Source organism: Streptomyces geranii, assembly GCF_002954775.1.
GTDB classification, from domain to species: domain Bacteria; phylum Actinomycetota; class Actinomycetes; order Streptomycetales; family Streptomycetaceae; genus Streptomyces; species Streptomyces geranii.
Window position 1 is genome coordinate 165,667 of record NZ_PJME01000006.1, and the last position, 14,000, is coordinate 179,666.

General features: G+C 72.5%; 11 protein-coding genes. 3 read left to right on the forward strand and 8 right to left on the reverse strand.

Annotated features, from left to right (window positions below):
* Positions 1 to 218 precede the first annotated feature (218 nt).
* Entirely contained in the window at positions 219 to 1,382 is a 1,164-nt protein-coding gene (locus CW359_RS11440) for a DMT family transporter (protein WP_198655182.1), read from the forward strand.
* Between the two features lie 18 nt (positions 1,383 to 1,400).
* Here CW359_RS11440 and CW359_RS11445 read toward each other — a convergent pair whose 3' ends face one another.
* Complete coding sequence (locus tag CW359_RS11445) at positions 1,401 to 2,585, reverse strand: transglycosylase family protein (protein WP_105969752.1); 1,185 nt, start codon at positions 2,583 to 2,585, stop codon at positions 1,401 to 1,403.
* 338 nt (positions 2,586 to 2,923) lie between these two features.
* On the opposite strand from CW359_RS11445, the gene gndA reads away from it, so the two are divergent.
* Entirely contained in the window at positions 2,924 to 4,363 is a 1,440-nt protein-coding gene (gndA, locus tag CW359_RS11450) for an NADP-dependent phosphogluconate dehydrogenase (RefSeq protein ID WP_105969753.1), read from the forward strand.
* Positions 4,364 to 4,729: 366 nt separating this feature from the next.
* Here the strand turns inward: gndA and CW359_RS11455 are convergent, their stop codons facing one another.
* From CW359_RS11455 to CW359_RS11485, 7 genes are all read right to left on the reverse strand, one after another.
* On the reverse strand, positions 4,730 to 5,368 hold the full coding sequence (locus CW359_RS11455) for an aspartate/glutamate racemase family protein (protein WP_105969754.1): 639 nt from the start codon (positions 5,366 to 5,368) through the stop codon (positions 4,730 to 4,732).
* A gap of 29 nt (positions 5,369 to 5,397) precedes the next feature.
* A complete protein-coding gene (locus CW359_RS11460; RefSeq protein ID WP_105969755.1) occupies positions 5,398 to 5,742 on the reverse strand; it encodes a GNAT family N-acetyltransferase in 345 nt (114 codons plus the stop codon).
* Between the two features lie 100 nt (positions 5,743 to 5,842).
* Complete coding sequence (panD, locus tag CW359_RS11465; RefSeq protein ID WP_105969756.1) at positions 5,843 to 6,262, reverse strand: aspartate 1-decarboxylase; 420 nt, start codon at positions 6,260 to 6,262, stop codon at positions 5,843 to 5,845.
* Between the two features lie 173 nt (positions 6,263 to 6,435).
* Positions 6,436 to 7,116: a response regulator gene (locus CW359_RS11470; RefSeq protein ID WP_105969757.1), complete on the reverse strand. Its 681-nt coding sequence runs from the start codon at positions 7,114 to 7,116 to the stop codon at positions 6,436 to 6,438.
* Positions 7,113 to 8,390 (reverse strand): sensor histidine kinase, encoded by a 1,278-nt coding sequence (locus tag CW359_RS11475; protein WP_105969758.1) that lies wholly within the window; start codon positions 8,388 to 8,390, stop codon positions 7,113 to 7,115. Before CW359_RS11475 ends, CW359_RS11470 begins: the two co-directional genes overlap by 4 nt.
* 129 nt (positions 8,391 to 8,519) lie before the next feature.
* Positions 8,520 to 10,817, reverse strand: a complete 2,298-nt coding sequence (locus tag CW359_RS11480; RefSeq protein WP_105969759.1) for an MMPL family transporter — start codon at positions 10,815 to 10,817, stop codon at positions 8,520 to 8,522.
* Between the two features lie 151 nt (positions 10,818 to 10,968).
* Positions 10,969 to 12,855: an ABC transporter ATP-binding protein gene (locus CW359_RS11485; RefSeq protein ID WP_198655190.1), complete on the reverse strand. Its 1,887-nt coding sequence runs from the start codon at positions 12,853 to 12,855 to the stop codon at positions 10,969 to 10,971.
* Between the two features lie 143 nt (positions 12,856 to 12,998).
* Here CW359_RS11485 and CW359_RS11490 point away from each other — a divergent pair, with 143 nt between their 5' ends.
* A complete protein-coding gene (locus tag CW359_RS11490) occupies positions 12,999 to 13,961 on the forward strand; it encodes a lysylphosphatidylglycerol synthase transmembrane domain-containing protein (protein WP_105969761.1) in 963 nt (320 codons plus the stop codon).
* Positions 13,962 to 14,000: the final 39 nt, after the last annotated feature.

Sequence of the window (14,000 nt, forward strand, 5' to 3'; positions counted from 1 at the left end):
TAGTACCAGGTCGGGCCGTAGCTCGGAGCAGCGGCTCCACCCCCGCGTCACCCACCCTGGGGAGGACGTCCGGCCCGGCGTACTCCATCGGCAGTAGGACCCAATGAATGCTCTGGTACGACGCGGTGGCGCGCGCGAGGGGGGATCGTAGTGACTATGGAAGCCGACCGTTCGCCGCGTCGGGCCGCCGGCCCGCGCCGCACGCAGAGGAGTTGCTCATGAGCGCCCTCGCGTTGTCCATCCTGCTGTCGCTCGTCTCCGCTGTCGCCTACGCGGGCGGAGCGATCCTTCAGGAGCGGGTCGCGGACTCCGAACACGGCGAGTCCTACGCGCCGATGCGCAGGCCGGTCTGGTGGGCCGCCGTGGCGCTGAACGGCTTCGGCGGCGTGCTGCACGTGGTGGCGCTGGCCTTCGGGCCGCTGAGCGTCGTCCAGCCGATGGGCGCCCTGACGATCGTGTTCGCGCTGCCGATGGCGGCCGTGTTCGTACGCCGGAAGGCGGGGGCCGCCGCCTGGCGGGGCGCGATCATGGCGACGCTCGGGCTCGCGGGCCTGCTGTCGCTGGTCGGCGCGTCCGACGCGCAGTCCCTGGGCACGACCGAGCGGGTGCTGCTGGCGGTGGTCACCGGCTCCGCCGTGGTGGCGCTGATGGTGGCGGGCCGCGCGGCACACCGGCACCCGGCGGTGCGCAGCACGCTGCTGGCCGTCGCGTCCGGAATCGCCTTCGGTATGTCGTCGGTGTTCACGAAGGTGGTCGCCGTGGACTGGAACGGCGGCCTCACGGCCTCCGACCTGCCCACGCTGGCCCTGATCGCCGTACTCGGCGTCTCCGGTCTGCTGCTCTCCCAGGCGGCCTACCGGGGCGGCGGCCTCGCGGCCCCGCTCGCGACGCTGACGGTCGTGAACCCGGTGGTGGCCGCGGCGGTCGGCATCACGATGTTCGGCGAAACCTTCCGCTACGGCACGACGGGCACGATCCTCGCGCTGAGCTGCGGCGTCGTCGCGGCCGGCGGGCTGATCCTGCTGACGACGGAGCGGCTGCAGCACAGCACACACCCGCACCCCCAGACCCAGCCGTCCGGCTTTCCTGCCCCTGCTGCCGCTGTTTCCCCCGCATCACCCGCTGTTTCCGCTGCTGCGGCGGTCGCAGGACCGGAGCAGGCAGCGGCGACCGGGGCCGGGGCCGAGGAAGCGGCGAGGGTGAACGAGGAGATCCAGGAGATCCCCGTGCCGGTGCCGGCCAACGCGGCGGCGCTGACGACGCCGCCGCCGGACGCGCCCGACGAGGGCCCGCCCCTGCACTTCGGGCCGTTCTACGGCGTCCCGTACGTGCCGATCCCGATACGCGCGCTCGACCGGCACCGTACGAGGGTCAAATCCTGAGCGCCGGACCGGATCCCGTCAGATCCTGACGCCGCCGGCCCGGAGATAGGCCACCGGGTCGATGTCGGTACCGAAGCCGGGCCCCGTCCGCACCTCGAAGTGCAGATGCGGGCCCGTGCTGTTGCCCGTGGACCCGGAGCGCCCGATGCGCTGCCCGACCGCCACGGACTGGCCCGACCGCACGGAGATCGCCGAGAGGTGGGCGTACTGCGAGTAGCGGCCGTCGGCGTGCCGGATCACCACCTGGTACCCGAACGACCCGCCCCAGCCCGCCTCGACGACCTCGCCCGCCCCGACCGCCTTCACGGAGGTGCCGGTGGGCACCGGGAAGTCGACGCCGGTGTGGTAGCCCTTCGACCAGGAGGAACCCGCCTTGTGGTACGGCGTCCCGGTCGCGGCGCCGACCGGCGCGCTGAGCGTGCTGGTGGTCGTGGGCGCCTTGGTCGCGGTGACCTTCTCGACGGCACGCGAAGGGGCCTGCTGCGGCTCGGACTTGGGTTTGGGCTTGGCCGTGGACTTGCGCGCGGGCTCGGCGGTGGCGGGAGCGGCGGGAGCGGCCTTCGTACGGAGGTTCAGGCGCTGGCCGGGGACGATCAGGTCCGGATCGGTCCCGACCGTCGTGCGGTTGGCGGCGTAGAGGCGCTGCCAGCCGCCGCGGACCTCGCGTTCGTCGGCGATGCCGGAGAGGGTGTCGCCGCGTACGACGGTGTACATCTCGGCGGTGCCCGCCTGGGACTGGGGCGTGGTCTGCGGCTTGACGTCACGGACGGTCCGCTGGGACTTGCGTTCCGAGGTGCCCGACGGGTTGATGTCGGGGGTGTCGCCGCCGCGCGTGAGGCCCGCGCGGACCGAGCAGACGGGCCAGGCGCCGGGGCCCTGCCCCTTGAGCACCTTCTCGGCCACGGCGATCTGCTGGTCCTTGGTGGCCAGATCCGCACGCCCCGCGTAGGCCGTGCCGCCGTAGGCCTCCCAGGTGGACTGGCTGAACTGCAGCCCGCCGTAATAGCCGTTGCCGGTGTTGATGTTCCAGTCGTTGGTCGACTCGCAGGCGGCGACCTTGTTCCAGGTCGCCACGTCCGCGGCGTCCGCGGTTCCCGCGCCGACGAGCGGCAGCGCGATACCGGCGCTGCCCGCGGTGACGGTCAGAGAGGCCCGGTTGATCCGATTCGGCTGGTACCGGCGATGCTTGCCGCGTACGGCCATGGAAGAGCCCCCTCACCCTCACCTATGCCAGGAGTCGCAAAAGTAAGCGCTGGGAACAGGCCATGACAAGACGGCAAATCAGCCTCTGTGCGGCCGAAGTTCGCCGGGGGCGAAACCCGATCGGCCAGGAATACGGGTCTGTTGCGCGAACGCTGAGGCAGCTGGGGGTTCTGGTGCGTATTGGCGTACGCAGGAACGGCGGACCCGGATGTGCGGTCGGCGTACCGGCACGTCAGGATGGCCCGAAGGGCAATACTGGCGAGCGGGTACGAACCGCACCACCGCTTCCAGGACCTGCCGGCACCACCGTTTTCCAGGACCCACTAGGAGCCATCCGCATGAGCAACTCAGCCCAGATCGGCGTCACGGGACTCGCGGTGATGGGCCGCAACCTCGCCCGCAACTTCGCGCGCAACGGCTACACGGTCGCGCTGCACAACCGGACGGCGGCGCGTACGCACGCTCTGGTCGAGGAGTTCGGGACCGAGGGCGACTTCATCGCGGCCGACACCGCCAAGGAGTTCGTGGAGGCGCTGGAGCGCCCGCGCCGCCTGGTCGTCATGGTGAAGGCCGGTGAGCCCACCGACGCGGTGATCCAGGAGTTCGCCCCGCTCCTGGAGCCCGGCGACATGATCATCGACGGCGGCAACGCCCACTTCGCGGACACCCGGCGCCGCGAGCGCGACCTGCGCGAGCAGGGCATCCACTTCGTCGGCATGGGCGTCTCGGGCGGCGAGGAGGGCGCGCTGCTCGGCCCGAGCATCATGCCGGGCGGCCCGGCCGAGTCGTACGACTCCCTCGGCCCGATGCTGGAGAAGATCTCCGCGAAGGCGGAGGACGGCACCCCCTGCGTGTCCCACGTGGGTCCGGACGGCGCCGGTCACTTCGTGAAGATGGTGCACAACGGCATCGAGTACGCCGACATGCAGCTGATCGGCGAGGCGTACCAGCTGCTGCGCGATGTCGCCGGGTACTCCCCCGCCCAGATCGCGGACATCTTCCGCACCTGGAACACGGGCCGCCTCGACTCCTACCTGATCGAGATCACCGCCGAGGTGCTGTCGCACGTGGACGCGGCGACGGGCAAGCCCTTCGTCGACGTGGTGGTCGACCAGGCCGAGCAGAAGGGCACCGGCCGCTGGACCGTGCAGATCGCCCTCGACCTGGGCGTCCCGGTCTCGGGCATCGCCGAGGCGGTCTTCGCCCGCTCCCTGTCCGGCCACGCGGCGCTGCGCGAGGCCTCGCGCGGTCTGGCGGGCCCGACGGCGACGCCGCTGGGCGAGTCGGAGGCGGCGGCCTTCGCCGACCGTGTCGAGCAGGCGCTGTACGCGTCGAAGATCGTGTCGTACACGCAGGGCTTCCACGAGATCGCGGCGGGCGGCGCCGAGTACGACTGGAACATCGACCTGGGTGCGGTGTCCGCGCTCTGGCGTGGCGGCTGCATCATCCGGGCGGCGTTCCTCGACCGCATCCGCGCCGCGTACGACGCACGGGCCGACCTGCCGAGCCTGCTGTCCGACGAGACGTTCGCGCGGGAGATCGCGGGGGCGCAGGACGACTGGCGCGAGGTGCTGGTCGCGGCGACGCGACAGGGCGTCCCGACGCCGGGCTTCTCGGCGGCGCTGGCGTACTACGACGCGCTGCGTGCGGAGCGGTTGCCTGCGGCGCTCACGCAGGGGCAGCGGGACTTCTTCGGGGCGCACACGTATCGGCGTACCGACCGGGAGGGGTCGTTCCACACGCTGTGGGGTGGGGACCGGTCCGAGGTCACCGACTGAGGGTCGCTCCTCGGGTTGGGTAGTTCTCTGGCTGCGGGGCAGCGGGGGCTGGTCGCGCCCCGCGGCGGAGCCGCTGATCGACACAGCCCCGCGCCCCTTTGGGGCGCGTGATGGTGGGCGGTCTGGATCTTCCGACCGCCCACCTGGTGTTTCCGGGGTCAGGACAGCGGTGGGCCCGGTTCAGGGGTGGGTGTCGGTTCGGGGCCCGGGGGCTGTGGGATGGGGGCCGGGTCCGGGAAGGGGGTGGGGGGCGGTGGTACGGGGTGAGGGCTCGGGTTCGGGTTCGGGTGTGTCACGGTGTCCTCCAACCAGTCGATGCGTCGGTTCTGGACTCACTCCCCGCGTACCCGACGGGCGCGCCCCCACTCACTCCAGGTGGGTCACGGCTGCCGTCAGGCCAGGGCGGGGGCTGGACAGCACCCGTACCGAGGTCGTCGTCAGGCGCTGGGCCGGGGTCATGGAGGCCTGGGCGAGGACGATCGCGTCGGCGCTGTCGTCGGGGATCGAGTCGACGGCGGCGGCCACCGCACGGACGTAGGCCTCCGTGTCGCCCGCCTCGAAGAGGGCCCAGGCGCCGTGCACGAGCAGTGTCCGTACGTCGGCGGGGAGCCCGGCGCGGCTCGCCTCCTCCTCGACGAGAGCGACCGTCGGCCCGAACGTGCTCTCCGAGGTCGCCACGACGACCACCCTCGGCCCTGCCGCCACCGCGGCGGCGGCCATCGGGCGGTCGACCCGCAGCACGGGCACCCCGACCTCCTCGGCGAGGGCCTCCGCGACCCCTCCGACGGAGGAGCAGGTGCAGAGCACGGCACCGGCGCCGTGGGCGACGGCGGCCACCAGCGCGGCCCGTACGTCGCCGACCACCGCATCGGGGCCCTCCGCGCGGGCCCTGGTCAGCAGGTCCTCGTGGACGTGGTGGGCGAGTTCGAGACCCTGGTGGTCCTCGTCGCGCAGGGCGTCGAAGACCGGGATGTGCAGGGGCGAGGTGTGGAGCAGGGCGAGCACGGTACGTCCCCTTCGCGGAGCGCTGGAGGTCAGAAGCGGCCGGGGTTCGCCGCGAGCCACTCCTTGGCGGCCTGGAGCAGCACGGGGTCGGCCGCCGGGGCCTCGGCGGGGTGACGCTCGGCCCACTTCACGACGTACGGGCAGAGCGGGGCCACGACGATGCCCTCGCGGGCGGCCATGGCGTACAGCTCACGGGCGAGCGAGCCCGCGATGCCCTTCCCCTCGTGCGTGGGTTCGACGATCGTGTGGACGGGGACCAGCGCGCGGCCACGGGCGGCCAGCACGAAGTACTCGATACGGCCCACGACTTCACCGGCCGCCACCGCCTCAAGGCGGCCCGCCGCCCGGTCGTCCCGGATCTCGATGTCACTCATGGACACTCCTCGTCGATACGTCGATACGTCGGTAGGGCGGTAGGTCGCTGCGCCAGTTCGTAGCTACGCCGATACGTCGATTCGCCGGGGGCCCAGACCGTCAGGCGGTGACCGCCTGCGGGCTGCGCCTCTGGTCCGAGCCCGGCACCGGCTCGCCCGGGTCGGCGCCCAGTGCCACGACGCGGTTGTCCCGGTCCACATGCACCACCCTCGGCCGCAGCGCCCGCGCCTCGGCGTCGGTCACCTGAGCGTAGCTGATGATGATCACCAGATCTCCGGGATGCACGAGGTGGGCCGCGGCCCCGTTGATCCCGACGACCCCGGACCCCCGCTCGCCCTCGATGACGTACGTCTCAAGCCGGGCGCCGTTGCTGATGTCGACGATGTGGACGAGTTCGCCGGGCAGCAGGTCGGCGGCGTCGAGGAGGTCGGCGTCGATGGTCACGGAGCCGACGTAGTGCAGGTCGGCCTGGGTGACGGTGGCTCGGTGGATCTTGGACTTGAACATGGTGCGCAGCATGAAGCACTCCCGAGGCTGGGCTCCCTGCCTGCGTATGTGCAGGTCAAGGGCTGGGCCCTCACCCTGATGAGGGCCCGCGGGTCGATTGCGACCAGCCTACGCACCGGCCTCCGTCCGTCTCCGTGACCCTCACCACTGCGGGCCCTTGTTCTGCCGGGCCGCCGCGCGTCGCGTCAGAGATCGCGCACCGCAGGCCGTACGAGGCCCGTCTGGTAGGCGATGACCACCAGCTGGGCGCGGTCGCGGGCGCCCAGCTTGGTCAGGGAGCGCTGGATGTGGGTGCGGACGGTCAGGACGCTCAGGACCAGGTCCTCGGCGATCTCGGCGTTCGACTTGCCGTGGGCGGCGAGGGCGGTGACCTCGCGTTCCCTGGGGGTGAGGTCGGCGAGGCGTTCCGGGGGTGCGAGGAGGCCGCCGGGGGCCGGGGTGGTGAGGAAGCGGGTGATGAGGGCGCGGGTGGCGCCGGGGGAGAGCAGGGCCTCGCCGGAGGCGACCGTGCGGATGCCGGTGAGGAGGGCGCCGGTGGTGACGTACTTGCCGAGGAAGCCGCTGGCTCCGACGCGCAGGGCCTTGGCGACGTACTCGTCCGTCTCGAACATCGTGAGGATGAGGACGCGGGTGCCGGCCAGTTCGGGGTCGGCGCAGATCGCGGCGGTCGCGGCGAGTCCGTCCGAGCCGGGCATCCGGATGTCCATGAGGACGACGTCCGGGTGGTGGACGCGGGCCAGTTCGGCCGCCTCGTTGCCGTTGGCGGCCTCGCCGACCACCTCCATGTCGGCGCAGGAGTCGATCAGCAGCCGGAACGTGCCCCGCAGCAGGGCCTGGTCGTCGGCGAGCAGGACACGGATGGTCACGCGGTGGCCTCGTCTTCTGTGCGGAGTGCGGTCGTTCGGCGGACGTCCGTGGGGGCGTCGGCCGGGCCGGTCGCCGGGAACGCCTCCAGGGCCGCTTCCAGGAACTGGGTGTGCAGCGGGAGTGCCGTGGTCACCTCGAAGCCGCCCCGGGGGCCGGGTCCTGCGCGCAGGTCGCCGCCGATCGAGTGGGCGCGCTCGCGCATGCCCATCAGGCCGAAGCCGCCGCCCGGGAGCGCCGGGGCGGTGGCGGTGCCGTCGTTGGTGACCTTGATGAGCAGCCGGGAGGCGGAGTAGGTGAGCAGGACGCGTGCCGTGTGGTCGGACGCGTGCTTGGTGGCGTTGGTGAGGGCCTCCTGGATGATCCGGTACGCCGTCAGGTCCACCCCGGGTGACAGGGGCCGCTGCTCGCCCTCGGTGGTGACGGTGACCTCCAGGCCCGCCGACGCGCAGGCCGTGAGCAGTTCGGGGAGGCGGGCGAGGCCCGGGGAGGGTTCCAGGGAGTCGGGGTCGTCGGACTGGCGCAGGACGCCGACGGTGGCCTGGAGTTCGAGCAGCGCCGAGGCGGTGGTCCCGGCCAGTTCGGCGAGGATCTTCTGGGCCTGGCCGGGGTGGGTGGGCGCGAGGTGGGCGGCGGTGCCTGCCTGGGCGTGCGCGACGGCCATGTGGTGGGCGACGACGTCGTGGAGTTCGCGGGCGATGCGCAGGCGCTCTTCGGCGACCCGCAGCCGGGCCTCCTCCTCGCGGGTGCGCTCCGCGTGGGCGGCACGCGCGTGCATGGACTCCAGGTACGCCTGCCGGAGCCGGCCCTTGCTGCCTGCGGCCAGCGGCAGGAGCAGCCACAGCACGGGGCCGACGGTGCGCAGCAGCACCGTGTGGTCGGTGGGGTTGTCGAGGACGCCGGTGACCACCACCATCGCCGTGGCGACCGCGCCGTACGCGCGCGTGGTCCTCGGTCCGGTGAGGTAGGCGAGCCAGAACAGGGCGGCCATCAGGGGCGCCAGCATCAGCGGGGTGAGCAGGTAGCCGAGGGCGCCGGCCGTGACCGTACAGCCGGTGGAGACGACGACGGCGGTGCGCGGGCGGCGGCGGGCCCCGTACACGGCGAGGCAGGCGATGGCGGAGAGGAGTTCGGCGCGCCACACCTCCTCGGGCACGCGGGAGCCGGCGCTGAAGAGCATGGCGCCCAGGACGGAGCAGCCCCACAGCGCAAGGGCGAGGGCCGCGTCCACGGCACGGGTACGGCGTCCCGTGGCACGCTCCGGGCTGATGGTCATCGTGTGTCTCCGGGTGAGGGGCTGGTTCCATGGTCCCCGACGCGGACCGTGGACGGCCCGTCCGGGCCGCCCGAGGGGTGGTCTCGGGGGCCCGGACGGAACGGGTGGGGTGCCGGGAGAGGCGACCGGTCAGACGCGCGCCTCGGCGGGCTCCTCCGGGGTCGGGTCCGGCTGCGGGTGCGGTACGGGGGCGGGTGCCGGGCGGCGGGTGAGGGCCTCGCCCTCGACGTCGACGCGGGGCAGCCTGCGGTCCAGCCACTTCGGCAGCCACCAGGCCTTGTCGCCGAGCAGGGCGAGGACTGCGGGCACAAGGGCCATCCGGACGACGAAGGCATCGAGAAGGACGGCGGTGGCCAGGCCGAAGCCGATCATCTTGATCATGGAGTCGTGCTCGCCGATGAAGCCCGCGAACACCGCGATCATGATCAGCGCGGCGGCGACCACGACCCGGGCGCTGTGCCGGAACCCCGAGACGACCGCCTGCTCGGCGGACTCGCCGTGGACGTACGCCTCCCGCATCCGGGAGACGAGGAAGACCTCGTAGTCCATGGCGAGGCCGAAGACGATGCCGACGAGGAAGATCGGCATCAGGCTCATGATCGGCCCGGTCTGCTCGACGCCGAAGGGGCTCGCGCCGTGGCCTTCCTGGAACACCACGACGACCGCGCCGAGGGCCGCGAGGACCGAGAGGAGGAAGCCGAGGGCCGCCTTCAGGGGGACCAGGAGCGAGCGGAAGACCAGGAGCAGGAGGACGATCGCCAGGCCCACGACGGTGACGAGGTACGGGACCAGCGCCGCCTGCACCTTCTCGGAGATGTCGATGTTGAGGGCGGTGCTGCCGGTGACCTCGAAGGTGGCGCCGTCCGCCGCCGCCTCGGTGGTGGGGCGGGCGTCGCGGATGGTCGTGACGAGGGTCTTGGTCCGTTCGTCGGTGGGGCTGGTGGACGGGGTCGCGGTGAACACGGCCGTGTCCCCGGCCTCGTTGAAGTGAGGTTCGGTGACGGAGACGATGCCCTTGGTGGTCCCGATCTTCTCGCCGATGGTCGCCACGGCCGTCTTCGGGTCGGTTGCTCCCTTGGCGTCCACGACGATGGTCAGGGGCCCGTTGAAGCCGGGGCCGAAGCCGTCGGCGAGGGCGTCGTAGGCGCGGCGTTCGGTGGTGGAGGTGGACTTGGCCTCGTCGCCCGGCATGCCCAGTTGCAGGGAGGTCATCGGGATCGCCAGGGCGCCGAGGCCCAGGACGCCCAGGATCAGTACGGGGATCGGGCGGCGCAGCACGAAGCGGGCCCAGCGGGTGCCGAGGTTGTTCTCGTCGCCCGGCCCTGACCCGGCCGCCGCCTCGGAGACGGCTGCCTTGCTCCTCCGCCAAGGCGCCTTCCGCGACGCCGACTTGTTCTTCGGCTCCTTGCGCGCGGCCCTCGGCAGGACTGCGCCCGGCCAGAAGCCCAGCAGCGCCGGGACGACGGTCAGGGCGATGAGGACGGCGACGACGACCGCGCCGGCCGCCGCGAGGCCCATCTTGGTGAGCATCGGGATGCCGACCACCGCGAGGCCGGCCAGGGCGATGACCACGGTCAGGCCCGCGAAGACGACCGCCGATCCGGCTGTGCCGACGGCCAGCCCGGTCGCCTCCTCCGGGGTGCGCCCCTTGGCGCGTTCCTCGCGGTAGCGGGAGACGACGAACAGGGCGTAGTCGATGCCGACCGCCAGGCCCAGCATCATCGCGAGGGTGCCGGTGCTGGTGGACAGGCCGAAGGCGTCGGCGAGGGTGGTGACGGTGAACATGGTGACGCCGACGCCGAGGATCGCCGTGAGCAGCGGCAGCCCGGCCGCCGCGAGCGAGCCGAAGGTGATCAGCAGCACCACGGCCGCCACCGAGATGCCGATGATCTCGGCCACCCCGCCGGGTCCTGCGCCGCTGTCCATGGCGTCGCCGCCCGCCTCGACGGTCAGTCCGGCCTCCCGGGCCTGGTCGGCGGCCTTCTCGACGGCCGTCCGGCTGGCGTCGGTGACCTCGGCCGACTTGACCTTGTAGGTGACGGTCGCGTACGCCGTCGAGCCGTCCTCGCTGACCGCCCGCGCCTCGAACGGGTCGGCGACACCGGCGACCTGACCGCCGTCGCCCAGGGTGTCCACGGCCTCCTCGATCCCCGCCCTGTTCTCGGTGGCGGTGACCTTCTGTCCGTCGGGGGCGACGAACACCACGCGGGCGGTGGCGCCGTCGGCGGCTGCGCCGGGGAACCGTTCGCCCATCAGGTCGAACGCCTTCTGGGACTCGATGCCGGGCATCGAGAACTCCTCGTCGGAGGCCCCCGGCGCCTGGAGGGCGCCCAGTCCGACGGCGACCAGCAGGGCCAACCACGCCAGGACGGCGTAGCCACGCCGTCGGAAGGCCAGACGGCCCAGTCGATACAGAAAAGTAGCCACGGCAGGGAACCTCACCTCGGGTTTCACGTACTCGCCAAGGCTGTCCCGGGGAGTGCCTCCGGGTCGTCGTCCCGGTACTGGCACTTGATCTACCGAAACGGCAGCAGCGCCTACCGAAACGGCAGTACGTCCGCTGCCGTCCGCCTCCTGCTCAGGTATACGTCGGCGCCCGCGTCGGTCCGGACGACTGTGCGAACTGTGTCCGGTACAGCTGCGCGTACCGTCCTTCCACCGCCAACAGCTCGTCATGCGTGCCGCGTTCCACGACGCGGCCGGCCTCGACGACGAGGATCAGGTCGGCCGTGCGGATCGTGGAGAGGCGGTGGGCGATCACGATGGCCGTGCGGTCGGACAGTGCCTCCGCCAGGGCCTCCTGGACGGCTGCCTCCGAGGTGTTGTCCAGGTGGGCGGTCGCCTCGTCGAGGACGACTACGCGCTGGCGGGCCAGGAGCAGTCGGGCGATGGTCATGCGCTGGCGTTCGCCGCCGGAGAGGCGGTAGCCGCGTTCGCCGACCACGGTGTCCAGGCCGTCGGGCAGGGCGCGGACCAGGTCGTCGAGGCGGGCCCTGGTGAGGGCCTCCCACAGTTCGTCGTCGGTCGCGGTGGGGCGGGCGAGGGCCAGGTTGGCGCGGACGGTGTCGTGGAAGAGGTGGCCGTCCTGGGTGACCATGCCGAGGGTGGCGCGCAGGGAGGCGGCGCTCAGGTCGCGGACGTCGACGCCGCCGATGCGTACGGCGCCCTCGTCGGTGTCGTACAGGCGGGGCAGGAGTTGTCCGATGGTCGACTTTCCGGCGCCGGAGGAGCCGACGAGGGCGACGGTCTGGCCGGGTTCGGCGCGGAAGCTGACGCCGTGCAGGACCTCCGTACCGCCCCGGGTGTCCAGGGCCGCGACCTCCTCCAGGGAGGCGAGGGAGACGCGGTCGGCGGACGGGTAGGCGAAGCGGACGTTGTCGAACTCGACCGCGACCGGGCCCTCGGGTACCTCGCGGGCGTCCGGTTTCTCGTCGATGAGGGGTTTCAGGTCGAGCACCTCGAAGACGCGCTCGAAGCTGACCAGGGCGCTCATCACTTCGACGCGCGCCCCGGCGAGCGCCGTGAGCGGCGCGTACATCCGGGTCAGGAGCAGGGCGAGCGCGACTACCGCGCCCGGTTCCAGGGTGCCGCGCAGCGCGAACCAGCCGCCGAGGCCGTAGACCAGGGCGAGCGCCAGGGCCGACACCAGGGTGAGGGCGGTGATGAAGGCGGACTGCGCGAGGGCCGTCCGTACGCCGATGTCCCGGACCCGGCTCGCGCGGGCCGCGAACTGGGCGGACTCCTCGTCGGGGCGGCCGAAGAGCTTGACGAGGGTGGCGCCGGGGGCCGAGAAGCGCTCGGTCATCCGGGTGCCCATCGAGGCGTTGAGGTCGGCTGCCTCGCGCTGGAGGCGGGCCATCCGGCCGCCCATCCGGCGGGCGGGGACGACGAACACCGGCAGCAGGACGAGGGAGAGGAGCGTGATCTGCCAGGAGAGGGTGAGCATCACGGCGAGCGTGAGCACCAGGGTGACGAGGTTGCTGACCACCCCGGAGAGGGTGTTGCTGAACGCGCGCTGGGCGCCGATGACGTCGTTGTTGAGGCGGGAGACCAGGGCTCCCGTGCGGGTGCGGGTGAAGAAGGCGACCGGCATGCGCTGCACATGGTCGAACACGGCCGTCCGCAGATCGAGGATGAGCCCCTCACCCAGGGTCGCCGACAGCCAGCGGCCGAGGATCCCGAGGGCCGCCTCGGCGACCGCGATGAGCGCGATCAGCAGCGCGAGCCGGACGACCGTGCTCTCGTCGCCGCCGGACACGATCGTGTCGACGACCCGGCCCGCGAGGACGGGGGTCGCGACGGCGAGCAGTGCGGTGAGCACGCTCAGCACGAGGAAACGGTTGATGCGGCGGCGGTGCGGGCGCGCGAACTCCGCGATCCGGCGCAGGGTCGCGCGGGCGAAGGGGCGCCGCTCCTGATGGGCGGTCATGACGCTCTGCAGCTGCGTCCAGGCGGTGGTCTCCATGCTCATGACGGTTACCGTAGGACCTCAAGTTAAGTTGAGGTCAACTGGGACAAGGATGCCTCGCCCGGCGTTGCCCGGGTGGACAGTCGGCGGCCGTGCGCGCGCAACCTCGTGTTGGCGCGGTGCGGAGAACCTCTCCGGTTGTGACAGCGGTTCCCCCTCCCCCGGCCCGGCGCCGACGCATACCGGTGCGCCAGATCCTCTGCCTGCTCCCTCTCGTCCTCGTCGCCGTGGTCGCGGTGCGCCACCGGGACGTGCTCGTCGCGGGCTTCGGCCATCTGGCGAGCGCCAAGTGGCCCTGGCTGCTGGCGGCGGCCGGTGCGACCTGTCTGACCTGGGTGGCAGCCGCCGTCAGTCGGCAGGGTGCGGTTGTCGAGCGACTGCCCAAACTCCGGCTGCTGGCAACGCAGTTCGCGGCGGGCTCCGCCAACCACCTCCTCCCGACGGGGCTCGGCGCGAGCGCGGTCAACCTCCGGTTCATGACGGTGTGCGGGCTGCCGCTGGCCCGTTCCTCGGCGGCGCTCGCCCTGTATCTGCTCGCGGAGGCCGTCGGCCGACTGGGCCTGCTGGCGGCGCTGTTGATCGCGTTCCCGCACGCCCTGAAACTCGGCGGCCTGGTCCCCGACACGGCACTCGGCCCGCTGCTCATCGGAGTCTGCACGGTCCTACTGGTGGCGGCGGGCGCGCTGGTCTGCGTACGTCGGCTGCGCACGGCCGTGCTCTCCTTCCTGCGTACGGCGCTCGGCGAGGCCCGTTCCGTGCACATGCGTCCGGCCAGGGCGCTGGCACTGTGGGGCGGTTCGCTGGCGTTCCCGGCGCTGCAGGCCGCCGGACTGGCCGCCGTCGGGATGGCGCTGGGGCTGCCGGTGCCGGCCTGGCACATGGCGCTCGCCTACCTCGCCGCGACGGTCGCCGTGGCGCTGATACCGACGCCCGGCGGGATCGGCTCGGTCGAGGCGGCGCTGATCGTGGCCCTGGTCGCGGTGGGGGCGCCGGTTGCGGTCGCCACGGCGGTGGTGCTCGGGTTCCGGATCATCACGGTCTGGGTGCCATTGGTGCCGGGGGCGTTGACGCTCGGGGCGCTGGTACGGCTCAAGGTGATCTGAGGGGCACCTCCCCGGCCCGGACCGCACTCCGGGGGTCGT

Coding starts and splice junctions, on each gene's coding strand:
- CW359_RS11440 (WP_198655182.1), top strand. CDS start 219: ATGAGCGCCCTCGCGTTGTCCATCCTGCTGTCGCTCGTCTCCGCTGTC.
- CW359_RS11445 (WP_105969752.1), bottom strand. CDS start 2,585: ATGGCCGTACGCGGCAAGCATCGCCGGTACCAGCCGAATCGGATCAAC.
- CW359_RS11475 (WP_105969758.1), bottom strand. CDS start 8,390: ATGACCATCAGCCCGGAGCGTGCCACGGGACGCCGTACCCGTGCCGTG.
- CW359_RS11485 (WP_198655190.1), bottom strand. CDS start 12,855: ATGGAGACCACCGCCTGGACGCAGCTGCAGAGCGTCATGACCGCCCAT.
- gndA (WP_105969753.1), top strand. CDS start 2,924: ATGAGCAACTCAGCCCAGATCGGCGTCACGGGACTCGCGGTGATGGGC.
- CW359_RS11460 (WP_105969755.1), bottom strand. CDS start 5,742: ATGAGTGACATCGAGATCCGGGACGACCGGGCGGCGGGCCGCCTTGAG.
- panD (WP_105969756.1), bottom strand. CDS start 6,262: ATGCTGCGCACCATGTTCAAGTCCAAGATCCACCGAGCCACCGTCACC.